This is a genomic window from Micromonospora sp. NBC_01638 (assembly GCF_045209745.1).
In the GTDB taxonomy this organism is placed as follows: Bacteria; Actinomycetota; Actinomycetes; order Mycobacteriales; family Micromonosporaceae; genus Micromonospora.
Map to the genome: position 1 here is coordinate 1,687,401 of NZ_CP109273.1, position 23,314 is coordinate 1,710,714.

At 70.7% G+C, this 23,314-nt stretch carries 25 protein-coding genes and 1 pseudogene; 15 read left to right on the plus strand and 11 right to left on the minus strand.

The features are described from left to right. Nucleotides 1-34 precede the first annotated feature (34 nt). The gene (mshA, locus tag OG811_RS07940) at nucleotides 35-1,399 is read right to left on the minus strand and encodes a D-inositol-3-phosphate glycosyltransferase (RefSeq protein ID WP_406073009.1); all 1,365 of its coding nucleotides are present in this window, start codon (nucleotides 1,397-1,399) and stop codon (nucleotides 35-37) included. Nucleotides 1,400-1,604: 205 nt separating this feature from the next. Between mshA and OG811_RS07945 the strand changes: the two genes are divergently transcribed. Further along, nucleotides 1,605-2,372, plus strand: coding sequence for an SDR family oxidoreductase (locus tag OG811_RS07945; RefSeq protein ID WP_406073010.1), 768 nt, complete (start codon nucleotides 1,605-1,607; stop codon nucleotides 2,370-2,372). 116 nt (nucleotides 2,373-2,488) lie between these two features. Next, nucleotides 2,489-3,277, plus strand: a complete 789-nt coding sequence (locus OG811_RS07950; protein ID WP_406073011.1) for a class I SAM-dependent methyltransferase — start codon at nucleotides 2,489-2,491, stop codon at nucleotides 3,275-3,277. A 118-nt stretch (nucleotides 3,278-3,395) separates the two neighbouring features. On the opposite strand, the gene OG811_RS07955 is transcribed toward OG811_RS07950, so the two are convergent. After that, nucleotides 3,396-4,433, minus strand: coding sequence for a UDP-N-acetylmuramate dehydrogenase (locus OG811_RS07955; RefSeq protein ID WP_406075590.1), 1,038 nt, complete (start codon nucleotides 4,431-4,433; stop codon nucleotides 3,396-3,398). 112 nt (nucleotides 4,434-4,545) lie between these two features. Here OG811_RS07955 and OG811_RS07960 point away from each other — a divergent pair, with 112 nt between their 5' ends. From OG811_RS07960 to OG811_RS07985, 6 genes are all read left to right on the plus strand, one after another. Then, nucleotides 4,546-5,304: a maleylpyruvate isomerase family mycothiol-dependent enzyme gene (locus OG811_RS07960; protein WP_406073012.1), complete on the plus strand. Its 759-nt coding sequence runs from the start codon at nucleotides 4,546-4,548 to the stop codon at nucleotides 5,302-5,304. 183 nt (nucleotides 5,305-5,487) lie between these two features. Next, a complete protein-coding gene (locus OG811_RS07965) occupies nucleotides 5,488-6,795 on the plus strand; it encodes an ABC transporter substrate-binding protein (RefSeq protein WP_406073013.1) in 1,308 nt (435 codons plus the stop codon). A gap of 125 nt (nucleotides 6,796-6,920) precedes the next feature. After that, nucleotides 6,921-7,910: a carbohydrate ABC transporter permease gene (locus OG811_RS07970; protein WP_406073014.1), complete on the plus strand. Its 990-nt coding sequence runs from the start codon at nucleotides 6,921-6,923 to the stop codon at nucleotides 7,908-7,910. After that, nucleotides 7,907-8,740 (plus strand): carbohydrate ABC transporter permease, encoded by an 834-nt coding sequence (locus tag OG811_RS07975; RefSeq protein ID WP_406073015.1) that lies wholly within the window; start codon nucleotides 7,907-7,909, stop codon nucleotides 8,738-8,740. Before OG811_RS07970 ends, OG811_RS07975 begins: the two co-directional genes overlap by 4 nt. Beyond that, nucleotides 8,737-10,116: a GH1 family beta-glucosidase gene (locus tag OG811_RS07980; protein WP_406073016.1), complete on the plus strand. Its 1,380-nt coding sequence runs from the start codon at nucleotides 8,737-8,739 to the stop codon at nucleotides 10,114-10,116. Before OG811_RS07975 ends, OG811_RS07980 begins: the two co-directional genes overlap by 4 nt. A 20-nt stretch (nucleotides 10,117-10,136) precedes the next feature. Next, nucleotides 10,137-11,144: a LacI family DNA-binding transcriptional regulator gene (locus OG811_RS07985; RefSeq protein ID WP_406073017.1), complete on the plus strand. Its 1,008-nt coding sequence runs from the start codon at nucleotides 10,137-10,139 to the stop codon at nucleotides 11,142-11,144. Between the two features lie 68 nt (nucleotides 11,145-11,212). Here OG811_RS07985 and OG811_RS07990 read toward each other — a convergent pair whose 3' ends face one another. Beyond that, nucleotides 11,213-11,902, minus strand: coding sequence for an LPXTG cell wall anchor domain-containing protein (locus OG811_RS07990; protein WP_406073018.1), 690 nt, complete (start codon nucleotides 11,900-11,902; stop codon nucleotides 11,213-11,215). 280 nt (nucleotides 11,903-12,182) lie between these two features. On the opposite strand from OG811_RS07990, the gene OG811_RS07995 reads away from it, so the two are divergent. Continuing rightward, nucleotides 12,183-13,079: a GNAT family N-acetyltransferase gene (locus OG811_RS07995; RefSeq protein ID WP_406073019.1), complete on the plus strand. Its 897-nt coding sequence runs from the start codon at nucleotides 12,183-12,185 to the stop codon at nucleotides 13,077-13,079. A gap of 49 nt (nucleotides 13,080-13,128) precedes the next feature. On the opposite strand, the gene OG811_RS08000 is transcribed toward OG811_RS07995, so the two are convergent. Both OG811_RS08000 and OG811_RS08005 read right to left on the minus strand, forming a co-directional pair. Continuing rightward, entirely contained in the window at nucleotides 13,129-13,404 is a 276-nt protein-coding gene (locus OG811_RS08000; protein WP_406073020.1) for a hypothetical protein, read from the minus strand. Continuing rightward, the gene (locus tag OG811_RS08005; protein WP_406075592.1) at nucleotides 13,401-13,673 is read right to left on the minus strand and encodes a hypothetical protein; all 273 of its coding nucleotides are present in this window, start codon (nucleotides 13,671-13,673) and stop codon (nucleotides 13,401-13,403) included. Before OG811_RS08005 ends, OG811_RS08000 begins: the two co-directional genes overlap by 4 nt. A gap of 549 nt (nucleotides 13,674-14,222) precedes the next feature. Between OG811_RS08005 and OG811_RS08010 the strand changes: the two genes are divergently transcribed. Next, a complete protein-coding gene (locus tag OG811_RS08010; protein WP_406073021.1) occupies nucleotides 14,223-14,777 on the plus strand; it encodes an XRE family transcriptional regulator in 555 nt (184 codons plus the stop codon). A gap of 228 nt (nucleotides 14,778-15,005) precedes the next feature. Here the strand turns inward: OG811_RS08010 and OG811_RS08015 are convergent, their stop codons facing one another. Both OG811_RS08015 and OG811_RS08020 read right to left on the minus strand, forming a co-directional pair. Beyond that, nucleotides 15,006-15,527, minus strand: a complete 522-nt coding sequence (locus OG811_RS08015) for an O-acetyl-ADP-ribose deacetylase (RefSeq protein ID WP_406073022.1) — start codon at nucleotides 15,525-15,527, stop codon at nucleotides 15,006-15,008. A 1-nt stretch (nucleotide 15,528) separates the two neighbouring features. Beyond that, the gene (locus tag OG811_RS08020; protein ID WP_406073023.1) at nucleotides 15,529-16,320 is read right to left on the minus strand and encodes an EI24 domain-containing protein; all 792 of its coding nucleotides are present in this window, start codon (nucleotides 16,318-16,320) and stop codon (nucleotides 15,529-15,531) included. Between the two features lie 197 nt (nucleotides 16,321-16,517). On the opposite strand from OG811_RS08020, the gene OG811_RS08025 reads away from it, so the two are divergent. The 5 genes from OG811_RS08025 to OG811_RS08045 are packed head-to-tail and all read left to right on the plus strand — an operon-like array spanning nucleotide 16,518 to nucleotide 21,086. Next, nucleotides 16,518-17,426, plus strand: a complete 909-nt coding sequence (locus OG811_RS08025; protein ID WP_406073024.1) for an ABC transporter ATP-binding protein — start codon at nucleotides 16,518-16,520, stop codon at nucleotides 17,424-17,426. 12 nt (nucleotides 17,427-17,438) lie between these two features. Continuing rightward, complete coding sequence (locus OG811_RS08030; RefSeq protein ID WP_406073025.1) at nucleotides 17,439-18,173, plus strand: ABC transporter permease; 735 nt, start codon at nucleotides 17,439-17,441, stop codon at nucleotides 18,171-18,173. Nucleotides 18,174-18,183: 10 nt separating this feature from the next. Then, nucleotides 18,184-19,455, plus strand: coding sequence for a sensor histidine kinase (locus OG811_RS08035; protein ID WP_406073026.1), 1,272 nt, complete (start codon nucleotides 18,184-18,186; stop codon nucleotides 19,453-19,455). Continuing rightward, nucleotides 19,452-20,093, plus strand: coding sequence for a response regulator (locus OG811_RS08040; RefSeq protein ID WP_406073027.1), 642 nt, complete (start codon nucleotides 19,452-19,454; stop codon nucleotides 20,091-20,093). The genes OG811_RS08035 and OG811_RS08040 overlap by 4 nt, the downstream gene beginning before the upstream one ends. 24 nt (nucleotides 20,094-20,117) lie before the next feature. Next, nucleotides 20,118-21,086 (plus strand): helix-turn-helix transcriptional regulator, encoded by a 969-nt coding sequence (locus OG811_RS08045; protein WP_406073028.1) that lies wholly within the window; start codon nucleotides 20,118-20,120, stop codon nucleotides 21,084-21,086. Here the strand turns inward: OG811_RS08045 and OG811_RS08050 are convergent. The 4 genes and pseudogenes from OG811_RS08050 to OG811_RS08065 form a co-directional block, all read right to left on the minus strand. Then, nucleotides 21,077-21,289: pseudogene (locus tag OG811_RS08050) on the minus strand (short-chain dehydrogenase); the annotation flags it as partial. The gene OG811_RS08045 and the pseudogene OG811_RS08050 sit on opposite strands and share 10 nt — an antisense overlap. A 59-nt stretch (nucleotides 21,290-21,348) precedes the next feature. Beyond that, entirely contained in the window at nucleotides 21,349-22,086 is a 738-nt protein-coding gene (locus tag OG811_RS08055; RefSeq protein ID WP_406073029.1) for an alanyl-tRNA editing protein, read from the minus strand. Nucleotides 22,087-22,097: 11 nt separating this feature from the next. Further along, nucleotides 22,098-22,985, minus strand: a complete 888-nt coding sequence (locus tag OG811_RS08060; RefSeq protein ID WP_406073030.1) for an alpha/beta fold hydrolase — start codon at nucleotides 22,983-22,985, stop codon at nucleotides 22,098-22,100. Beyond that, entirely contained in the window at nucleotides 22,982-23,296 is a 315-nt protein-coding gene (locus OG811_RS08065; RefSeq protein ID WP_406073031.1) for a DUF2516 family protein, read from the minus strand. Before OG811_RS08065 ends, OG811_RS08060 begins: the two co-directional genes overlap by 4 nt. Between the last annotated feature and the right edge of the window lie 18 nt (nucleotides 23,297-23,314).

Here is a 23,314-nt window from a genome sequence, read left to right on the forward strand (position 1 = left end):
CGGCCAACGCACGGTTGACGACCGGCGCCCCGGGTCACCAGGAGCAGGAGAGCGCCGGGTTGGCCACCAGGTCCGCCGCGAGCCGGGCGCGGTGCGCGGCGATCGCCTCGCCGTAGACGCCGAGCAGACCGGCGACCGTACGGTCCCAGGAAAAGTGCCGTGCGTGCTGCTCGGCGCCACGGGCCAGCACCGCCCGGAGGGCCTGGTCCGGCAGCAGGCGGCCCAGCGCACGGGCCCAGTCGACCGGGTCGTGCCCGTCGATCAGTACGCCGCTCACCTGATCCCGAACGGCGGTGACCAGACCTCCGACGGCGGCGGCCAGCACCGGCGTACCGCAGGCCTGTGCCTCCAGGGCTACCAACCCGAACGATTCGTTGTGCGACGGCACCGCGACCAGATCGGCCGCCCGGTACAGGGCTGGCAGGTCGTCACCGGTGAGCGGCGGCAGGAACCGCACCCCGTCGGTGACCCCGAGCTTGGCGGCCAGCTCGATCAGCGCGGTCGGCCGGTCCAGCCCACTGCCACTGGGTCCGCCGCAGATCACCACGGTCACCTGATCGGCCAGCGCCGGGTCACGCTCCCGCAAGGCGGCGACCGCACGGATCAGCACGTCGGGGGCCTTGAGCGGCTGGATCCGACCGACGAAGGCGACGACGTACCCGTCGGTCGGCAGCCCCAGCCTGCGGCGAGCCTCGCGGGCAGCCGCGGACCGGTCGCCCGGCGCGGGCCGGAACCGGTCCAGGTCGACGCCAGGCTGCACGACGGAAACCCGGGTCGGGTCGGCGTCGTACCGATCAAGGAGGTCGGTGGCCTCGACCCGGGTGTTGGCGACCAGCCGGTCCGCCTCGGCGACCACCTGTTCCTCGCCGATCACCCGGGCCTTGGGCTCTGGCCGATCGCCGGCCGCGAGCTGGGCGTTCTTGACCTTCGCCAGGGTGTGCGCGGTGTGCACCAGCGGCACCCCCCAACGCTCCTTGGCCAGCCAGCCGACCTGGCCGGAGAGCCAGTAGTGGGAGTGGATCAGGTCGTAGTGCCCGGGCGGGCGGGACGCCTCGACCCGCAGCACCCCGGCGGTGAAGGCGCAGAGCTGGCCAGGCAACTCCTCCTTGGTGAGGCCCTCCAAGGGGCCGGAGGTGATGTGCCGGACCTGCACGCCGGGTGCCATCTCGACCACCGGGGGCAGATCACCGGAGGTGGCCCGGGTGAAGATCTCCACTTCGACGTTGGCCTCTGCGAGTCGCCGGGCGACCTCGAGGATGTAGACATTCATTCCGCCGGCGTCGCCCGTGCCGGGCTGGTGCAGGGGGGAGGTGTGCACCGACAGGGTGGCGATGCGGCGAGGCCGGGGCCACGGTTGGGCACCTCGCTGACGCCCGACACCGGTGTGCATTTCCGCCACGTCCGCTCCTTTGTCACGGTTAATGCCGTCTCGCACGACCGGCGCTTCTCGGTCAACCCGTACGCCGGATGTCATCTTCCCCATCGGGCTCTGGAAATTCCCCGGCGCGGCCCCGCGGGGTGACGGACCTCATCACCGCATGCCCGTCAATGGCCCCCCGCGCCCGGGTCGGGACGGGTCGTGCGGCCCGGGTGACAATGTCGGGATGACCTCTGTCGCCATCGTCACCGGAGCGTCCAGCGGGATCGGCGCGGCCACCGCCCGCCGACTCGCCGCCGAGGGCTTCCACGTGCTCGCCGCCGCCCGCCGCGCCGAACGGCTCGCCGACCTGGTTGCCGAGATCACCGCCGCTGGCGGGCAGGCCACCGCGGTGACCTGCGACATCACCTCGGACGAGTCGGTGGCCGGGCTGGCCGAGGCCGCCGCCCAGGCACCCGGACCGGTCACCCTGCTGGTCAACAACGCTGGCGGAGCGCGTGGGCTGGACCCGGTGGAGTCCGGCTCGGTCGCCGACTGGCAGTGGATGTACGACGTCAACGTGCTCGGCACGCTGCGGGTCACCCAGGCGCTGCTGCCGGCGCTGGAGGCGTCCGGCTCCGGCACCATCGTGGTGGTCTCCTCCACCGCCGGCCTGGCCGTGTACGAGGGCGGGGGCGGCTATACCGCGGCGAAGCACGCACAGACCGCCATCGCCGGCACACTCCGCTTGGAGCTGTGCGGCCGACCGCTGCGGGTGATCGAGATCGACCCGGGCATGGTGAAGACCGACGAGTTCGGGCTGGTCCGCTTCGAGGGTGACGCGGAACGGGCCGCCGCCGTCTACGCCGGGGTGCCGGATCCGTTGGTCGCCGAGGACGTCGCCGACTGCATCGCCTGGTGCGCCACCCGCCCCGAACACGTCAACGTCGACCGGCTGGTGGTTCGGCCGAGGGCGCAGGCAGCCCAGCACAAGGTGCACCGGGTCAGGCAGTGAAGCGACCTGGCCTGGACGGTGCTGCGACCCGGCCGGCTCGCGAGGAGTGAGCCGGGTTTGCGAGCCCCGCAGTCGCGAACAGAGGTCGGCACTGAGGTCGTCGACGGGAGGGCGGCATGAGCGGTGCGGCGCGGCATCGGCCGCTCGGCGCGGTCACCCGGGGCACGACCAACCCGAACCGGCTCCGTCGGGTGGACAACTGGATCGTCGCCACCTGCGCCGACCGGCTGTTGGCGGCGGCCGACCCGTTGGTGGTCGACCTCGGCTACGGCGCCACCCCGGTGACCGCGGTGGAACTGCGCGCTCGGCTGGCAGCGGGGGTTCGTCCCGACGTACGGCTGGTCGGGTTGGAAATCGACCCGGCCCGTGTGGCCGCCGCGGCACCGGCCGCCGACCCGCCTGGCCTGACGTTCGCCCGTGGCGGGTTCGAGTTGGCCGGGCTCCGGCCGGTGCTGGTCCGCGCGTTCAATGTGCTGCGGCAGTACGACGAGAGCGAGGTGCCCGACGCCTGGCGGACGATGATCACCGCGCTCGCCCCGGGTGGGGTGCTCGTCGAGGGCACGTGCGATGAGTTGGGGCGGCTCGCCACCTGGCTGCTGATCGACGCCGACGGCCCCCGGACGCTGACCCTGGCCGCGAAGCTCACCACGCTGGGCAGCCCTGCCGAGTTGGCGGAGCGACTGCCCAAGGCCCTGATCCACCGCAACGTCCCCGGCGAGCCGGTGCACGATCTGATCCGTGCACTGGACGACGCCTGGCAGGCCGCCGCTCCCTACGCCACCTTCGGCCCCCGCCAACGCTGGCTGAGAGCGGTGACCCGTCTGCGCGAGACCGGTTGGCCCATCCTCAACGGCCCGCCCCGCTGGCGCCAAGGCGAGCTGACCCTCCCCTGGCCCCTCCCCTGACCCCCCCAACCCCAACCCCGCCGATCTTGCACTTTCGGTCCTCGATCTGCGGCTTCAGGGCGGGTATGTCCCGGCAGAAAGTGCAAGATCGCCGAAATTGGGGTCGGGCGTCGGTGGGTTAGAGGGCGCAGTTGATGAGGACGGGTTCGGGGTGGAGGGTCACGCCGAAGCGGGCGTGCACCGTGTCACGGATGTCGCGGGCCAGGGTCAGCAGGGCGGCGGTGTGGGCTGTGCCGCTGTGGTTGGTGAGGGCCAGGGTGTGCTTGCCGGAGATGGTGACTCCGCCCTCGCCGGGGTGGCCCTTGGTGAAGCCGGCCCTGTCGATCAGCCAGGCCGCGCTCACCTTGACCATGCCGTCGGCCCCGGGCCAGGCGGGCGGGTCGCCCAGCTCGGCGGCGCGCTCCAGGAACAGCTCGTACGTCGCCCGGTCGAGCACCGGGTTGGTGAAGAAGGAGCCGACCGAGCGAGTGTCCGGGTCGGTGGCGTCGAGCACCATGCCCTTGCCCGCACGTAGCCGCAACACCGCCGCTCGGGCTTCCGCCAGCGGCACCTGGTCGCCAACCTCGACACCGAGCGCCCTGGCCAGCTCCGCGTAGCGCACCGGCCCGGAGAGCGGGGACCGGGTGAGCCGGAAGTCGACGGAGAGCACCACCCAGCGGTCCGCGTACTTGAAGATGCTGCCCCGGTAGGCGAACCCGCAGTCGGCGGCGGGGATCACCTGTCGGGTGTCCTCGACCCGGTCGTACACCTCGACGCCGGTGATCGTCTCGGCGACCTCCTGGCCGTACGCGCCGACGTTCTGGATCGGGGTGGCGCCGGTCGAGCCGGGGATGCCGGAGAGGCACTCCAGCCCGGCCCAGCCGTTCGCGACCGTGGCGGCGACCAGGTCGTCCCACGGCTCGCCCGCGTCGACCCGTACGGTGACCGACGCGCCGTTCTCGGCGACGACCCGCAGGCCACGGGAGCGCACCAGCACGACGGTGCCGGGGAAGCCGGAATCGCCGATCACCACGTTGCTGCCACCGGCCAGGATCAGGACCGGCTCGTCCGCGGACCGGACGGCTCGGACGATCTCGTCGGCGCTGCCGGCGGCCACGATCCGCTCGGCCGGCCCGCCCATTCGCAGAGTGGTGTAGCTGGCCAGTGGACCAGGGATGGCACGATCGGCGTCGGTTGTCGGCTGGGCGGAGGCGTCTGGCACGCCCTTCACCTTAGGCTGAGTAACAGCCGTGGCACCCACTGGTCGCCCGGCACCCGGGAGGATGGCGATGAGCAGACTGCAGGGCAGCAAGGATTTTTGGATCGGGGCGCTCCGGGCGGAGGGTCCGGCCTTCGCGGCGGCGGTGGCTGAGGCGCCGCCGGAGACACCGGTGCTGTCCTGTCCGGGCTGGACGGTCAACGACCTCACACTGCACCTCGCTGGCGTCTACCACTGGGTTTCGTCGTTCGCCGGCTCCGGCCTCACCACCAAGCCGACCCGCCCGGACCGGGTCGAGGCGGACCGGGGCGTGAGCCCGCTCCAGCTGTGGCAGCAGGGGTACGACCAGCTGATGACCCTCTTCGACGGGCTCGACCCGGAGGCGCCGGCGTGGAACTGGGCTCCGCAGCCGAAGAAGGCGAGCTTCTGGCCGCGTCGGATGGCGCACGAGACGGCTGTGCACCGCTGGGACGCCCAGCTCGCCATTGCGGCCGGTGACCCGGTGGAGGCGAAGCTCGCGGCCGACGGGGTGAGCGAGGTGCTGGACACCTGGCTGCCCGCGGGCCGGCGGCGGGTGCCGGGCGACTGGCACGGGGTGGTGCAGCTCTCCGCGACCGACGCGGCGCAGGAGTGGTATCTGCGGCTGCGTGGCGAGGGGGTGGCGCTGCTCGACACCGCGACCATCTTCGACCACGACGATCACCACGCTCGGGCGAAGGTCAGCGGCACCGCGAGCGACCTGCTGTTGGCGCTCTGGGGTCGCGTGAGCTTCGAGACGCTGAACGTCGCGGGCGATCGCACCCTGTTGGATGGTCTACGCACCCGCTGACCGGGCTCTGCACGACGAGGGGCGCCATCCCACCCGGGTGGCGCCCCTCGTTCGCGTCCTGGCAGCGTCGGCAGGTTCGAGAGAGCGCTCTCTTGACACCGCTCGAAGTACCCACCACCCTGTCGTGAGAGCGCTCTCTGAGCTACTGCCACCACCCGCCCGCCTTGAGAGAGGTCGATTCCCATGGCTGTCTTCCCGCGCCGCCGCCTCGCCGCGGTGGCCCTCACCGCCGTCACCGCCCTGCTCGTCACCGCTGGCTGCGGCGGTGGCGACGAGCAGGGTGGTGACGGGAAGGTCACCCTGACCGTCGACGTCTTCGGCCAGTTCGGCTACGAGCAGGTTTACCAGGAGTACATGACCGCGAATCCGAACGTGAAGATCGTCGAGCGCGGCACAGGCACCAACCTCGACGAGTACTCGCCGAAGCTGACCCAGTGGCTCGCCGCCGGCCGGGGCGCCGGTGACGTCGTGGCCATCGAGGAGGGCCTCCTGGTCGAGTACAAGGCCAACCCCGGCAACTTCGTCAACCTGCTGGACCACGGCGCCGCCGACCTCAAGGGCAACTTCCTCGAGTGGAAGTGGAACGCCGGCCTGACCGCCGACGGCAAGCAGCTCATCGGCCTCGGCACCGACGTCGGCGGCATCGCCATGTGCTATCGCAAGGACCTCTTCGCCAAGGCCGGCCTGCCCACCGAGCGGGACGCGGTCTCGAAGCTCTGGCCGACCTGGCAGGACTACATCGCCACCGGGGAGCGGTTCGTCGCGGCCAAGACCGGGGCGTCCTTCCTCGACGCGGCCACCAACACGTTCAACACGATCCTGCTGCAGACCGCCGGCAACACCACCGGCTACAGCTACTACGACACCAACGGCAACCTCGTCGTCGACAGCAACCCGGCCGTACGGCAGGCCTGGGACACCACCATGGACATCGTCGACTCGGGCCTCTCCGGAAAGTACGGCTCCTGGTCCGAGGAGTGGGTGTCCGCCTTCAAGCAGTCGAAGTTCGCCACCATCGCCTGCCCCGCCTGGATGACCGGGGTCATCGAGGCGAACGCGGGCCCGGCCGCCCAGGGCAAGTGGGACATCGCCCAGGTGCCCGGCAACGGCGGCAACTGGGGCGGCTCGCACCTCGCCGTGCCGAAGCAGAGCAAGCACCAGGCCGAGGCGATCAAGCTGGCCAAGTTTTTGACCAGCGCCAAGGGCCAGATCGGCGCATTCAAGGCCAAGGGTCCGCTGCCCTCTTCGCCGCAGGCGCTCGACGACCCGGCGATCACCGGCGCGGCCAACGCGTACTTCTCGGGGGCGCCGGTCGGGACGATCTTCGGCACCGGCGCGAAGAGCCTCAAGCCGGTCTACATGGGCCCCAAGAACCAGGCCGTCCGCACCGAGGTGGAGAACGCCGTAAGAACGGTGGAACTGGGCCAACGCAACCCCACCCAGGGCTGGACCGACGCGGTAACCAACGCGAAAAAGGCCGCCGCCAAGTAGCCCCTTCCCCACCCCCCGCGCCGATCTAGGGCGAATCGTCGTGATCAGAGATCGACTGGCCGCGATATGCCCTAGATCGGCGCGGGGGTGGGAGGGGAGGGGGAGGGGGAAAGGAGTTTCTGGGCATGACCGTTCAGCTTGACGCGCGTCCGCCGGTAGGCGGTGGGTACCGCCGATTTGCGGGTCGGTTCAGCCGGCTTGACAACCGGCTCTCGCCGTACCTCTACGTCGCCCCGTTCTTCCTGCTCTTCACGGTCTTCGGGGCCTACCCGCTGGCGTACACCTTCTGGGTGTCGCTGCACGACTGGGACCTGCTCGGCACCGACCACCCGTTCGTCGGGGCGGAGAACTACACCCAACTGCTGGCCGACGTCGACTTCTGGCACGCGCTGGTCAACACACTGGGGATCTTTGTCATCTCGACCGTCCCGCAGCTGCTCGCCGCGCTGTGGCTGGCCAACCTGCTCAACCGGGGGCTGCGGGGCCGTACCGGCTGGCGGATGGCCGTGCTCGTCCCGAACGTCACCTCCACCGCCGCCGTGGCGATCGTCTTCGGGGTGCTCTTCGGCCGCGAGTTCGGCATGATCAACTGGCTGATCGACCTGGTCGGGATGGACGCGATCGAGTGGAAATCCAACCGGGTCGCCTCCTGGGGGGCCATCTCCGCCATGGTCGACTGGCGGTGGACCGGCTACAACGCGCTGATCCTCCTGGCCGCGATGCAGGCCATCCCCCGCGACCTGTACGAGGCCGCGGCGATCGACGGCGCCAACCGGGCGCGGCAGTTCTGGTCGATCACCGTGCCGCTGCTCAAACCGACGATCATCTTCTGCACCATCATCGCCACCATCGGCGGGTTGCAGCTCTTCACCGAGCCTCGGATGTTCCACTCCGGCACCAACCCGATCCGGGGCGGGCCGCTGCGCGAGTCGCAGACCCTGACCATGTACATGTTCGAGAACGCCTTCGCGCCGCATTACAACTTCGGGTACGGCTCGGCGGTGGCCTGGCTGCTCTTCGCACTCATCGCGGTCGTCGCAGCGGTCAACGTGCTGCTCCTGCGCCGACTGGGCGGCCGACGGAGCCCGGGCACCCGGAAGGGAGTCAACCGATGAGCCGGCTCTGGCGGGCCAGCCCGCTCACCTACCTGGCCCTGGTGTTCGCCGCCGGCCTGTCGATCTTCCCGATCTGGTGGATGGTCGTCGTCGCCAGCCGCACCAACGACGCGATGGGCCAACTGCCGCCCCCGATCACCCCCGGCGGCAACCTGGGCGCGAACATCTCCCGGCTGTTCGACAACGCCGACGCGTACTTCCTGAACGGCCTGATCAACTCGGTGATCGTGGCCACCACGGTGACCGTCTCCGTGGTGTTCTTCTCCAGCCTGGCCGGGTTCGCCTTCGCGAAGCTGCGGTTCCGCGGCCGCAACGCGCTACTGCTGGTGATCATCGCGACCATGATGGTGCCGACCCAGCTCGGCGTGATCCCGCTCTACCTGCTCATGACCCGGCTGCAATGGAACGACCGGCTACCCGCGGTGATCGTCCCGGTGCTGGTCACCGGGTTCGGGGTGTTCATGATGCGGCAGTACGCCGGACAAGCCATCAGCGACGAACTGATCGAGGCCGCCCGGATGGACGGCTGCGGCACCGCCCGGATCTGGTGGCACGTGGTGGTGCCCGCGTTGCGCCCGGCCGCCGCAGTGCTCGGTCTGCTCACGTTCATGACCACCTGGAACGACTTCCTGTGGCCGTACGCTGTGCTGAACGATCCGGCGAATCCAACCGTGCAGCTCTCCCTGCGGGCACTATCGGACGGGTATTACCAGGACATGTCGCAGGTGTTCACCGGGACAGCCATCGCGACGCTGCCCCTGCTACTGGTCTTCGTGTTGTTCGGCCGGCAGATCATCGGCGGGATCATGGAAGGTGCGGTCAAGGCGTGAATGAGATCCGTTTTCCCGAGCATTTCCTCTGGGGGGCGGCCACCGCCGCGTACCAGATCGAGGGTGCGGCCCGCGACGACGGTCGCGGTCCGTCCATCTGGGACACCTTCAGCCGTACGCCGGGCAAGGTGTACCAGGGCCACACCGGCGACGTCGCCTGCGACCACTACCACCGGTACGCGGACGACGTGGAGCTGATGGCCGAGTTGGGGCTGCGGGCGTACCGGTTCTCGGTCGCCTGGCCGCGGATCCAACCGGACGGCACCGGCCCGGCCAACCCACGGGGGCTGGACTTCTACGACCGGCTCACCGACACACTGCTGGCTCGGGGCATCGACCCGATCGTCACCCTCTACCACTGGGACCTGCCCCAGGCCCTGGGCGACCGTGGCGGCTGGACCAACCGCGACACCGCCGAACACTTCGCCACCTACGCCACGGCGGTGTACGCCCGCCTCGGCGACCGGGTGGACGTGTGGACCACGCTCAACGAGCCGTGGTGCTCGGCCTACCTCGGTTACGGAAACGGGTTGCACGCCCCGGGCGAGCAGGATCCGGCAGCGGCCTTCACCGCCGTACACCATCTGCTGCTGGGGCACGGCCTGGCGGCGCGGGCGTTGCGGGCGGCCGGCGCGCACAGCGTGGGCATCACCATCAACCCGGCCGACGTGCGCCCGGCCGACCCGCAGAGCGCGGCCGACGCCGTTGCGGTCCGCCTGGTCGACGGCCTGCACAACCGGATCTTCCTCGACCCGCTGCTGGCCGGTGGCTACCCGGACGACGTCCGCGAGCAGGTGGCACGCATCGTCGAGCCGACGTTCATCCGGGACGGCGACGAGAAGCTGATCGCCGCCCCGATCGACCTGCTCGGGATCAACTACTACGCACCCACCTACGTCGCCGGCCGACCCGACGGCGAAGGCAACGACGCGTACCCGGGCACCGAGGGTGCCGTGCACTTCCTGCCGCCGACCGGGCCACTCACCGACATGGGCTGGATGATCGAGCCGGCCGGGCTGACCCGGCTGCTGGAGCGGATCGCCACCGACTACCCCGGGGTGCCGCTGCTGATCACCGAGAACGGGGCGGCATTCCCCGACAAGCCGGGCGCCGACTCGGTCAACGGGCCGGGAGAGGTGATCGACACCGACCGGATCGCCTACCTCGACGGGCACCTGCGCGCCGCACACGAGGCGATCTCCCGGGGCGTGGACCTGCGCGGCTATCTCGTATGGTCATTCCTGGACAACTTCGAGTGGGCGGAGGGTTACCGCAAGCGGTTCGGGATCGTGCACGTCGACTACCTGACCCAGCGGCGCACACCGAAGGCCAGCGCCCGGTGGTACCAGGAGGTGATCTCCCGGAACGGGCTGTGACGAGCGGGGGGGGAGGCGCGATGACGACGGCGCAGCGGCCGACGCTCGAAGCGGTGGCGGCACGGGCCGGGGTGTCCCGGGCCACCGTGTCCCGTGTGGTCAACGGCTCCACCACCGTCGCCGAGCCGATCCGGGAGGCAGTCACCCGGGCGGTCGCCGAGCTGGGGTACGTGCCCAACCTCGCCGCCCGCAGCCTGGTCACCCAGCGCACCGACTCGATCGCCCTGGTCATGCCGGAGGCGGCCACCCGGGTCTTCTCCGACGACCAGGTCTTTCCCGGCATCATCCGTGGCGTCAGCCAGGAGTTGGAGGCGGCCGACAAGCAGTTGGTGCTGATGCTCGCGGGTTCGCCGGCCGGGCATGCCCGGGTCGAGCGGTACACCACCGGCCGGCACGTCGACGGGGTGCTCTTCGCTTCGCTGCACGGCGCCGACCCGCTGCCCGGCACGCTGACCCGGCTCGGCATCCCGGTGGTGGTCAGCGGCCGGCCGCTCGGCGACGTTCCCGTGCCGTACGTCGACGTCGACCACGTGGCCGGAGTGACCGCAGCCGTACGACACCTGGTCGACAGCGGTCGCCGACGGATCGCCACCATCGCCGGACCACAGGACATGGTCGCCGGAATCGAACGGCTCAGCGGTTACCGCAGCGCGGTCGCCGACGCGGGGCTGCCCGAGCTGATCGCCGTCGGCGACTTCACCCGAGAATCCGGGTCGGCCGCGATGCACCGGCTGCTCACCGAACACCCCGACCTGGACGGCGTCTTCGCCGCCTCCGACCTGATGGCGCACGCCGCCCTGCGTACGCTGCGCGAGGCCGGCCGGCGGGTGCCGGGGGATGTCGCGGTGGTCGGCTTCGACGACATCGAGACCGCCGCGTACACCGAGCCGCCGCTGACCACCGTCCGACAGCCGATCGTGGAACTCGGCCGGCGGATGACCCGGCAGCTGCTCCGGCTGGCCGCCGGCGAAGCCATCGAACAGGCGATCATGCTCCCCACCGAGCTGATCCTGCGCGACTCGGCGTAGCCGGGGGCCCTCCTCGACGAGGAGAGCCCCCGGGACCCGCTAGCAGTTCCGGGTGCTCTGCTGGCCGATCAGCTCTCCGCGTCCCGGCGGCGACGCACGGCGATCAGCGTGGCACCGAGCGCCACCGCACCGATGCCGAGGATGGCCATCGGGATCAGGCCGCTGCCCGCCGACGTGCCGGTGATCGGCAGCTGGCTCTTCGTCGGTGTGGCCGTGGGTGGCGCACTGGTGGGCGGCTGGGTGGTGGGCGGCGGCGTGGTCGGCGGCGGCGTGGTCGGCTGACCGCTGGCGGCACAGGTGTGGGTCAGCACGAAGAACTCCGCCGTACCGGTGATCACCGCGGTGGCGTCGGTAAGCGTCCAGCCGGCGGGCAGCCGGATCCACGCCTTGCTGGTGCCCATGTCGTTGACGATCGCCCCACCGTCGGTGGGGATCGTCCGGGTCACCGTGCCGTCGTTCGGGATGCTCCAGGTGCCAGTGACCGTGACGAACTGACCGGAGGTCCCCGGGTTGCCTGGCAGGTTGAACACCCACACGTCCTGGTCCGGGAACGGCCCACCGCCGAGGTTCGGGTCGCAGTTCTGGGTGAACGCGGCCGCGGTCGTGGGGACGTTGCCCGGGTTGATGTCGATGTTGCTGACTCGAGGCGCCGGCTGGGTCGGTTCGGTCGGCTGGGCGAGCGCCGCGCCTCCCGCCCCCACCAGGAACGCACCGGCCATGGCACCAGTTGCGACGAGTTTGACGAGTACTGCTCTCACGTTTCCCCCATGATCCTCGCGGTGATTTGTTCCTTTTTCTTCCGATATGGGATGCTAGTCTGCTTTGCACCGCGTAGGGGCTTTGTTCCTTGCTTTTGCAGCTGCCAGGGGCTCGTGTGCGGCGTTAATCCGTCGCCCGGGGACCCGATCGTCGTTAGCCTCGCCGGCATGCCGGATCCTGTCGCGTTGCTGCACGTCCCCGCCCTGCCCGACGTCGCCGCGTACTACGCGGCCACCGTCGAGGTCAAGGCCGTTGCCGCCGTGCGAACGGGGGCCTGACATGCGGATCCGCGTGGCCCAGCCTGATGACGCCCCGGCCGTGGTGGCCCTGCGGACGACGGTCTACCCGTACCTGGTGCGCGGGGTCGAGTCGACCCGGAAGATGATCGCCGAACCGCCGCCCGAGGAGGGCTGGATCGCGTTCGTGGCCGAGGTCGACGCCCAGGTCGTCGGTTGGGTGACGGCGCAACGCAACGGTTCGACCTCGACGGCTGACTTTGGTGACATCGGCCTGCTGCACGTGCACCCGGAGCATCGGCGGCGCGGGATCGGCACCGCGCTGCTGATGACCGCGACAGGTCACCTCGCCCCGCTGGGGATCCGCCGGCTCCGCGCCTTCGCACAGCCGGAAGCGCTGCCGTTCGCCCGTCGGCACGGCTTCGAGCCCAGCCGGGAGCTGCGGTACTCGGCGCTCGACCTGAGTCCGGCACCTGTGCTGCCCGCGCCGCCGCCGGGCGTACGGCTGCGCCCGATCGCCGATCTGGACCCGCACCTGCTGTACGTGGCGGACGTGGCCTCGGCCGCAGACGAACCTGGCGACGTGCCGGTCGACGCGGTCAGCTACGAGACCTGGCAGTACGACGTGTGGGACAACCTCGGCCTGGACAAGGCGGCCAGCACCGCCGCCGAGATCGATGGTGCGCTGGCAGCGTTCAGCCTGGTGAAGCGGGACGGGGACCGGATGTGGTCGGACTACACCGGCACCGTCCCGGCGCACCGGGGTCGAGGGCTGGCCCGGCTGGCCAAGTCGGTGGCGCTGCACCGGGCTGCCGCCGACGGCGTGCGCGTCGCGTACACCTCGAACGACGAGGAGAACGCAGCGATGCTCGCGATCAACGCCCGGCTGGGCTACCGGCCGGTGGCATCCCAGTGGTCCTGCCTGGCCGAGCTGACCTGATCAGCAGTCACCCTCGAGGCGAGGTGGACCTCCACCAGGAACCCGTTCCTCAATAGCGATCGGCCCGGCGCGAGCGGCGGGCCAGGGACAGCCACCCGAGAAAGCGGGTATGCATCACGGCGAGATCCGGGCGACCGCCCAGGCCGTACATGTCGTCGACGGCCTCTTGCATCGACGAGGCCAGGTAGAACGCCAGAGCAATCGAGTGACCGTAAAACTCGGCAATAAGGTCGAGTTGAGCCGGACCGCAGGGCCAAGGCGCGGCGCAGTTGCGACACAGCCACGCGGGGCGCATCGGCAAGTGCGGCCGGGGGCGGGCGGTCATCCGACCCTCACCGGTCCACGGCGTACCGGCCGGCGAGTCGTCGACCGGGCGGCTGGCGCCGGACTGTCCTGCCATATCAGCCCCGCCATCTGGACGAAGAGTGACCGCCGAACGATCGCCACACCCTTCGGGCCTAGCTCGTAGCCCTCAATCCAAAGCCAGCCGTCATAAGTCACCCAGTCGGGAAGCCGGATTACGCGGACGAAGATCGGTCGGAGGAACTGCACACTCGCGGCGCGGGTCAGGTGCAAGACATCGCCCGACTTCACCTTCCGCGCAGACCCGCTCACCGGGCCATCCAACGGCGGTCGAGAACGCGATTGACCCGCAACCCCGGGCGCGGCGGGACCGGACCGATGGTTCCGGGTGGCCACGGGACCGGCGGGCGTTCGACGGGTGCGGGCGCGGGCTTCGGCACGGGTTGCGGTTGCGGTGCAGGTCGCTCCTCGGGCATGTCTCCCCCTCCGATTGTCTAGGAGGGCCGCCCCTGAGTGCTCGCCCACGGGCGGCCCCGGGCTAGCACCGCCGCCGGGCGTCGCTTCCACCAGCGGTACCGCCTATCCGTACGGTTTCAGCGGGTGCCGGACGCCTGTACCGTCCGTGTGCGACCATCGGGGACGTCTAGGAAAGGTCCCCTTGCGATGACGCGAAACGACGCCCTCGGACAAGCCCTCAGATCGGCGGGGCTGACTGTTGTTGACCTCGCCGAGAAATGCGGTGTGGATCCAAAGACGGTTGAGCGGTGGATCAGCAGGGGTCGCGTTCCTCACCCTCGCTCCAGGATGCGGGCCGCCGGGGTGTTGGGTCAGGATGTAGAAGTGCTCTGGCCCGAAGTCGTCCGCCGCGCTATCAAGGTCGGTTCAGATCGTGAGCTAGTTGGCGTGTACGCACGCCGATCCGACCTTCCGCGTTCGTTATTCCGCGAGTTGATCAATAAAGCGGACACACGGTTGTGGTTCGGCGGGTACACGAGTTACTTCGTATGGCTTGAGGTACCCAACGCCGCCGCCACGCTCGGCGCGAAGGCCCAGGGCGGCACCGATGTGCGTTTCCTGCTCGGTGACCCCGGCAGCGCGGTCACCACGGCGCGAGAGCGCATCGAGGCAACGCCCCTCACGCTCGCGACCCGCATAGCCATGACACAGGCAGAGATCGCGAAGTCTCCGGAACCCCTTGCCGCCCGACTGTCAGAACGGCACGTTGCCATGTCCGTTTGGATCTTCGACGACGATGCGATTGTGGCTACGCATATCGGCGCAGGGCTAGGGCAGGACTCAGTGACGATGCACCTCCGCCGCCGGGAGGCCGGCGGTCCATTCGATCGTTACGTGGAGCACTTCGAGTCCCTGTGGGATGACGCACGGGCGGCGTAGCCCCACCCGCTGGGCGGTGATGTCCCCCCTCGACCAGAGTGATCTGCATCTAACTCTCGTCGATCGGCTGGCCGAGCGAACGGCGGCCAGCAGAGTGGCCCCGGCCATTCGGTAGCGCCCGTCCCGGCTTCGCCGCGCCTGGTCTGCGCTGATCATTTGATGGTGAGTAGTTGAGGCCCGCTCCTGAGAACTACTTACCATCAAATGATCAAGGGAAGGGCTGTTGCCCTACGCGACGGAGTTGTCGAAGACCTGGCGTGCGGTGGCGTGGGTGTCGGCGCCGAAGAGCACCAGGCGCGCCTCGGTGACCGTGGCCGGTGTGGCCGGGCGCAGCACCGACAGTGCCTGGCGGACCGCGTCCTCGACCGGCCAGCCGTAGATGCCGGCAGAGACCAGCGGAAGCGCCACCGTGGTCGCGCCCAACTCGTCGGCCACCTGAAGGCTGTTGGCATAGCAGTCGCGCAGCAGCGCCGAGCGGTCCTCGGTGGCCGACCAGACCGGCCCGACGGTGTGGATCAACCAGCGGGCCGGCAGCTCACCAGCCGTGGTCGCCACCGCCTGCCCAGTCGGCAGCCCGTCGGGGTAGCGGGACGCCCGCAGCGCTTGGCACTCGGCCAGGATGGCCGGGCCGCCACGCCGGTGGATGGCGCCGTCGACGCCACCGCCACCGAGTAGGGACGAGTTCGCGGCGTTCACGATGGCGTCCACGCGCTGGGCGGTGATGTCCCCCTCGACCAGGGTGATCTCCATGTCAGCTCTTCTCGATCGGCTGGCCGAGTGAACGTCGGGCCAGCAGGGTGGCACCCGCGACCGCGGCCGGCATGACCAGCACCGCGCCGAACGGAATGAGGAAGCAGAGGAAGACCGCCACCCCGAAGCCGAGCGCGGTGGGTCGGTCGGCCTTCAGGATCGTGCGGCGCTGCGGCAACCGCATTCCGCGCCGGTAGAACGGGGCCCCGACCAACTCCACGGCAAGGAACCAGCCACCCACCGCCGCCCCTATCACCGGGACGACCGTCTGGCCGACCACCGGGATGAAGCCGGCGAGGAAGAGCGGGATGCCGACCAGCGCCGTGAGCGCCACCAGCCGTACCGAGTCGGCGAGGCTGCGGCGCAACGACGACCAGAAGGCCACGTCCACCGCGCCGGGCGTGCCGCCGTACCGCTGCTCGACCTGCTCGGAGATCTTCTCGTAGAACGGGTCGCCGATGACCAGGGTGACCGCGGTGAAGGTGAGCACTCCGAGCAGGCCGCCAACCCCCAGGAAGGCCAACCCGGCGATCACCCGGACCAGGCTGCGGGTGGTGCTCGACCAGTCGTCGGCGAACGGGGTGACCAGCGCGGCGAGGTCGTCCACGAAGTACACGAGGGTGGCGAGCGCGGCCACGAAGAGCGCGCCGGAGATCAACGCCGGCACGACGCCGAGCAGCATCAACCCCGGGCTGCGGACGTAGAGACCCAGCCCCCGCAGGAGCAGCCCCGCCCCGGCGAGGAAGCGTCCGACGACCCCGGTCACCGGGCTGGCGATTCTGCTGACGTCCACGATCGAGCAGCCTAGCGAGCGGTGCTCGAACCCGCCTGGCCGAGCGCTAGCAGCGACTCTCGCCGAACACATCAACCGGTTGATGGGCGGAAGTGATCCACCGGGGACGCCGATGATCATCACCGACCGGTCGATTCACCGCCGGGTCACCCCGGCAACCATTGAGGGGTACGAAGCCAGCGGCGGAAGGCGGCGAGATGCCGGTCATTGAGGTGACCAACCTGCACAAGCGGTACGGCGATGTCGTCGCCGTTGCCGACGTGTCGTTCGCGGTCGAGGCCGGGGAGATCTTCGGCGTACTCGGTCCGAACGGCGCAGGGAAGACCACCACGGTGGAGTGTGTCGCCGGGCTTCGCGTCCCGGACGGGGGCGGGGTGTCGGTCCTCGGGCTCGACCCCCGCCGGGACGCGGCCCAGCTCCGCCAGCGGGTTGGCGTGCAGCTCCAGGAGAGCCAACTGCCGGACCAGTTGCGGGTCGCCGAGGCGCTGGAGCTGTACGCCTCGTTCTACCGCACCCCGGCCGACCCGGCGGGCCTGATCGACAGGCTGGGTCTGGGCGACAAGCGGAACACCGCGTACAAGAAGCTCTCCGGTGGTCAGAAGCAGCGGCTGTCGATCGCGCTGGCGCTGGTCGGCAATCCGCAGATCGCAATCCTGGACGAGCTGACCACCGGACTGGACCCGCAGTCCCGGCGGGACACCTGGGCCCTCATCGAGCAGATCCGGGACAGTGGCGTGACGATCGTGCTGGTCACCCACTTCATGGAGGAGGCCGAGCGGCTCTGTGACCGGATCGCCGTGATCGACCGGGGGCGGGTCGTCGCACTGGACAGCCCGGCGGGTCTGGTGTCGGCGGTGGTCCCGGAGCAGCGCGTCCGGTTCCGCCCGTCCAGCCCGGTCGACGACCGGCTCTTCACTGACCTGCCCGAGGTGAGCGCGGTACACCGCACCGGCGCCCAACTGGTGGTCAGCGGCACCGGTGACGTGCTGCACGCGGTCACCTCGGTGCTCGCCCGCAACCAGATCGTCGCCGCGGACCTGCGGCTGGAGCAGTCCACCCTCGACGACGCGTTCGTCGAGCTGACCGGGCACCGGCCCGCCGCCTGAGGGAGAACCGACATGCACGCCTTCGGGCAGATCCTCAAGATCGAGACACGGCTCTTCCTGCGGGACTTCGGCTCGCCGCTGTTGACCGTCGCGTTGCCGCTCGCGCTGCTGCTGGTGTTCGGGTTGATCCCGGCGCTGCGCGAGCCGGATCCGCAGTTCGGCAACCTGTCCTTCATCGAGTACTTCGTCCCGTCGCTGCTGGTGATCACGCTCGCCATGTCAGCGGTGAACATCCTGCCCACGGTGCTGGCCACCTACCGGGAGCGTGGGGTGCTGCGCCGGCTGGCCACCACTCCGGCCAGCCCGGCCGCGCTGTTGGCCGCCCAACTGGTCATCTCACTCGCCACCATCCTGGTCAGCGCCGTGCTGCTCATCGTGGTCGGTCGGCTGGCCTTCGACGTGCCGCTTCCGCAACGTCCGCTCGGCTTCGCGCTGGCCCTCGTCCTCGGCACGGCTGCGCTGCTCGCGCTGGGCCTGCTGGTGGCGGCGGTGGCCCGCACGGTCAAGGCGGCGCAGGCCATGGCGGTGCCGGTGTTCATGCTGACCATGTTCTTCGGCGGCGTCTACCTTCCCCGGTTCCTCCTGCCGGATTTCCTGGTCCGGATCGGCGACTACACGCCACCCGGGGTGCAGGCGCTGCTCGATGCCTGGACGGGGACGTCGCCACACCCGCTGCACCTCGGGATAATGGCGGTGGTCGCGGTGGCCGCTGGCGCGACCGCCGCAAAACTTTTCCGCTGGGAGTGAGCAACAACTGATGACCAGCACCGCCGAACAGGTCGACCGGCTTGCCGTGTGGGAGGCGCGCGAGGCGGACGTCTACCGGGTTGTGCCCTTCGTCGGGCTGCTCGTCGGGACCGTGCTGGCACGCTTCGCACCGGCCCCTGGCAGCCTGCCGTTCCCGCCGACCCTGGCCGTCGCCGTGGCAGCCGGCTGCTGGGTCGCCTGGTTCATCACCCTGCACCCGCAGTGGATCACCCGGCGGGCCCTGATGGCGGCCTACTACGTCGGGCTGCTCGCCTCCAGCGCCGTGTTGGTGGTCGCCAGCCCGTGGTACGGCTTCTTCGCCTGGGTCGGCTTCCTGCACGCGTTCCTCGTGCTTCCCGGCCGGTGGCGGTTCGCCGGGGTGGCCGTCACCGGTGTGCTGGTCGCGACGGCGCAGAGCGCGGGCCCGCCCACCTCGGTGGAGCACTGGCTGCTCTGGTCGGTGCTGGTGCTGTTCAACGCCGGGATAGCCGGTGCACTGGCCTGGTTCAGCATGGTCAGCGAGCGGCAGAACGCCAACCGCAAACTGCTGGTGGAGGAGCTGGCCGAGGCGAACCAGAAGCTGGCCGACACTGCCAGGGAGAACGCGGGGCTGCACGCCCAACTGCTCACCCAGGCTCGCGAGGCGGGCGTGCTGGACGAGCGCCAGCGGATGGCGCGGGAGATCCACGACACGCTGGCGCAGGGGCTGACCGGCATCATCACCCAACTGGAGGCGGCCGAGCAGACCAGGGACCGCTCGGAGGACTGGCGTCGGCACGTCGACAACGCGCTGGCCCTGGCCCGGGAGAGTCTCACCGAGGCACGCCGCTCGGTGCGGGCGGTCCGCCCGGAACCGCTGGAGACCGCCCGGCTGCCGGACGCCCTCGCCGAACTGGGCGGGCGGTGGACGGATCTGCACGGGGTACGGGCCGAGGTGGCCACCACCGGCACGCCCCGCCGACTCCACCCGGAAATCGAGGTGACCCTGCTGCGGGCCGCACAGGAGGCACTGGCCAACGTGGCCCGGCACGCCAAGGCGTCCCGGGTCGGGCTGACCCTGTCGTACATGGCGGACGTGGTCACCCTGGACGTCCGCGACGACGGAACGGGATTCGACGTCACCCACCAGCCGACATCCCGGGAACCCGACGGCGGGTACGGTCTGACCGCGATGCGGCAGCGGGTGACCCGGGTCGGCGGCGAACTCGCCGTCGAGTCCGAGCCGGGTGGCGGCACCGCCGTCTCGGCAACCGTCCCCGCGCTCCCCGGCGGTGCCGGTTGACCGCCCCGGTACGGCTGCTGATCGTCGACGACCATCCGGTGGTGCGGGACGGGCTGCGCGGCATGTTCACCGGCGACCCCGGCTTCGAGGTGGTCGGCGAGGCCGCGGACGGGGCCGAGGCACTGGCTCTGGTCGCGACGCTGCGCCCGGACGTGGTGCTGATGGACCTGCGGATGCCCGGGATGGACGGGGTGACCGCCATCCGCAGGCTGGCCCGCGCCGGCAGCGCCGCCCGGGTGCTGGTGCTCACCACCTACGACACGGACGCGGACGTGCTGCCGGCGATCGAGGCCGGTGCGACCGGCTACCTGCTCAAGGACACGCCCCGGGTGGAACTGGTCCGCGCGGTCCTGGCCGCCGCCCGGGGTGAGTCGGTGCTCGCGCCGAGCGTCGCCGGTCGGCTGATGGGCCGGCTGCGCGCCCCTGCCGAGGAGCCGCTCAGCCAGCGAGAGCTGGAGGTACTCACCCTGGTGTCCCGCGGTGCCTCCAACCGGGAGGCGGCTGCCCGCCTGTTCATCAGCGAAGCCACCGTCAAAACGCATCTGCTGCACGTGTACGCCAAGCTCGGCGTCAACGACCGGGCTGCCGCGGTGGCCACCGCGTACGACCGAGGGTTGCTGACCCCCGGCGGGCGGTGAGCGGGGCCGGGGCAGGATGGGCGGGTGCGCGCGTCCCGATTGATCTCGCTGTTGTTGCTGTTGCAGACGCGCGGGTCGATGACCGCGGGCGAGCTGGCGCGGGAGTTGGAGGTCTCCGAGCGGACCGTCTACCGGGACGTGTTGGCGCTCTCCGCCGCCGGTGTGCCGGTCTACGCCGACCGGGGTCGAGCGGGCGGGTACCGCCTGCTCGGCGGCTACCGCACCCGGCTGACCGGGCTGACCCGGGACGAGGCGGAGGCGCTGTTCCTCGCTGGGCTACCCGGACCGGCCGGCGACATGGGGCTCACCGACGCGGTCGCCGCCGCCGAGCTGAAGGTGCTCGCCGCGCTGCCGCCAGCCCTGCGCGACGCCCCGGCCCGCGCTGGGCAGCGGTTCCACCTGGACGTGCCGGGCTGGTTCCGGGAGACCGCGCCGCCACCCCGACTCGCCGAACTGGCCCGGGCGGTCTGGGCGGACCGGGTGGTGGAGCTGCGCTACCGACGCGGCGAACGGGAGGTGACCCGCCGGGTCCAGCCGTACGGGCTGGTCCTCAAGAGTGGGGTCTGGTATCTCGTTGGCCGGGTCGGCGACGACGCCCGCACCTACCGGGTGGACCGGGTCACCGGCGTCGAGGTGGGCGAGGAACACTTCGACCGCGACGAGGGTTTCGACCTGGCCGGGCACTGGCGCGAGCAGGCCGGTGCGTTCCTGCGGACCATGCTGCGGGCCGAGGTCACCGTCCGGCTCAGCCCGGCCGGCCTGCGCCAGCTCCGGCACCTGGTGGACGCCCCCTTCGTGTACGACGAGGTGGTGGCCGCCGCCGGCGCACCCGACGGGCAGGGCTGGGTGGTGGCCGGGCTGCCCGTCGAGTCCGTCCAGGTGGCGTACCACCAGCTGCTGGGGCTCGGCCCCGAGATGGAAGTCCTCGATCCACCCGAGCTGCGCCGGTTGTTCGTCGAGGCGGCCGACCGCCTCCGCGCGCTCTACCGGTAGCCGGTGACGTCGGCCGGCTTGCCCGCGTCGACCACCTCGACGATGTACCGGAAGGCCTCGGGCTGGCTGCCGTCGACGTCGGTGAACCCGTACACCTTGGCCAGCGTGCCGGCGTCGACGGACCTGCCGCTCCAGCGGGCCTTTTCCGTGTCGGCGGCGAGCGCGGCCACCGCGCGGCCGACGAAGGCCGGGGTCTCCGAGATGTCGTCGTTGTACGCCTTGGTGCCGTCGCCCATCTCCACCACCAGGCCACCGGGCTTACTCAGTCCACGAGACGGACGCGGACCCGGCGGTTGGCCCGGCCCTTGCTCTCCACCTTGACCACCTGCACCTTGCCGATCTGGGCGGTGGAGGCGACGTGGGTGCCACCATCGGCCTGCACGTCCAGCCCGACGATGTCGACGATCCGGACCTCCTGCTCGTCCGGCGGGATGAGGTTGGACTGGGTGCGGATGATGTCCGGCAAGGCCAGGGCCTCGGTGCGCGGCAACACCCGCACGGCGACCGAACGGTCGGCGGCGACCTCGGCGTTGACCAGCTCCTCGATCCGACTCTTGAAGTCGGCCGGCACCTCGGGGAGGTTGAAGTCCATCCGGGCCTCGCCCGGCTCCATCGAGTTGCCGGTCACGAGCGCGCCAAAGTCGCGGAACACCACTCCGCAGAGCACGTGCAGCCCGGAATGGGTACGCATCAGCCGGGTGCGGCGCTCGTCCTCCACCGCACCGACGACCTCGGTGCCGGCCGGCGGCAGCGGGTCACCCTCGGCGGGAATCAGGTATGGGTCGTCGCCCTTGCGGGTGCCGACGATCCGGGTCTGCACGCCCTGCCAGAGGAGCACGCCGTGGTCCGGCGGTTGACCCCCGCCACCCGGGTAGAACGCTGACCGGTCCAGCACGATGCCCTGCTCCGGATCGGCATGCAGGACCGTGCAGGTCCACTCGCGCAGGGTCGGGTCGGCAAGATCGAGACGCTGCGTACGGCCGTGCTGTGTGACGCCCATGACAGGGCACGTTACTCGTTGAGGAAGCCGGAGATGCGGTCCCGCAGGTCGGCGCGTTCCGACCAGAGGACGCCGGGCCGGTCGTACACGTGCAGGGTGGCCTGGGGCAGCGCGGCGGCGAGCCGCTCGGCGACCTCGACCGGGTGCAGGTCGTCGCCCGCGCAGCCGATCACCAGCGCCGGCGCGGTGACCGCCGACAGGTCGCTGATCTCACGCAGCGGCGTCTGCCCCGCCAGCGTGGCCAGGCCGTCGGCCAAACCGTCGCGGAGCAGCTGGTCGAGTCGCTGCCGCAGGTATGCCCAGCCGGCCGGAGTGTTGCGGATCGCCGCGGGCAGCTCCAGTGAGACGACGTCGGCGACCGCCGAGGCGTCCCCGCTCTGCACCGCCTCCAGCAGGTCCGTGACGCGTTCCCAGGCGACCGGCCCGCGCGGCTCGTCGAGCACCGCCGGTAGGAAGAAGACCAGCTTCTCGAAACGCCCCGGGCTCTCGGCCAGTAGCCGGCAGAGGGCACCCGCGCCGAGGCTCGCGCCGAACGCCCGACTGGCCCGGCCGAGGTCTGCGATCGCCCGCAGATCCCGGGCCAGGTCCAGGTAGGTCCACGACCCGTCCGGTGCCTCGGAACGGCCGTGCCCGCGGAACTGGAAGAACACCTTGCGGCCGGTCACCCCACTGCCGAACGGACGGGTGGTGGCGATGCCGTTGCCCAGCCCGTGCGCGAAGACGGTCACCGGATCACCGGTGCCGGTGACCAGCCGTTCCAGCCGGACGTCGTGTGGGGTGGTGACCAGCTCGGTCTCCGGCTCCGGCAGCGCCGGTCGGCCGGTACGCGGCCCACCCGGGCCGGGCCCCCAGGTGCGGGGCCCGCTGTCCGGCGGAGGTGGCCAGCGGAAACCTCTCACCAGAACCCTTTGCCGTCGCCGAGTTCGCGTAGGCCGACTCGGACGTCGAGGAGGTAGATCAGACCGGCAGCGATGCCGACCAGTCCGAAGAGGCTGATCGGCCCGAAGCCGAGCAGAGTCAGTAGGAGGCAGACCGCCAGGATGGCGATCCAGCCACCCTTGGGCAGCGTCCCGATGGCGGGAAAGGCATCGGAGCGCTGCGTGATCGCGTGCACCAGGGCGACGCCCTGGACGATCAGCGCGAAGACGAGCAGGATCAGCTGGATCACTTCACGGACGGCAAAGACGAAGATCGGCGCGGCGTTGGCCATGCCGGCAAGCTTATGTCG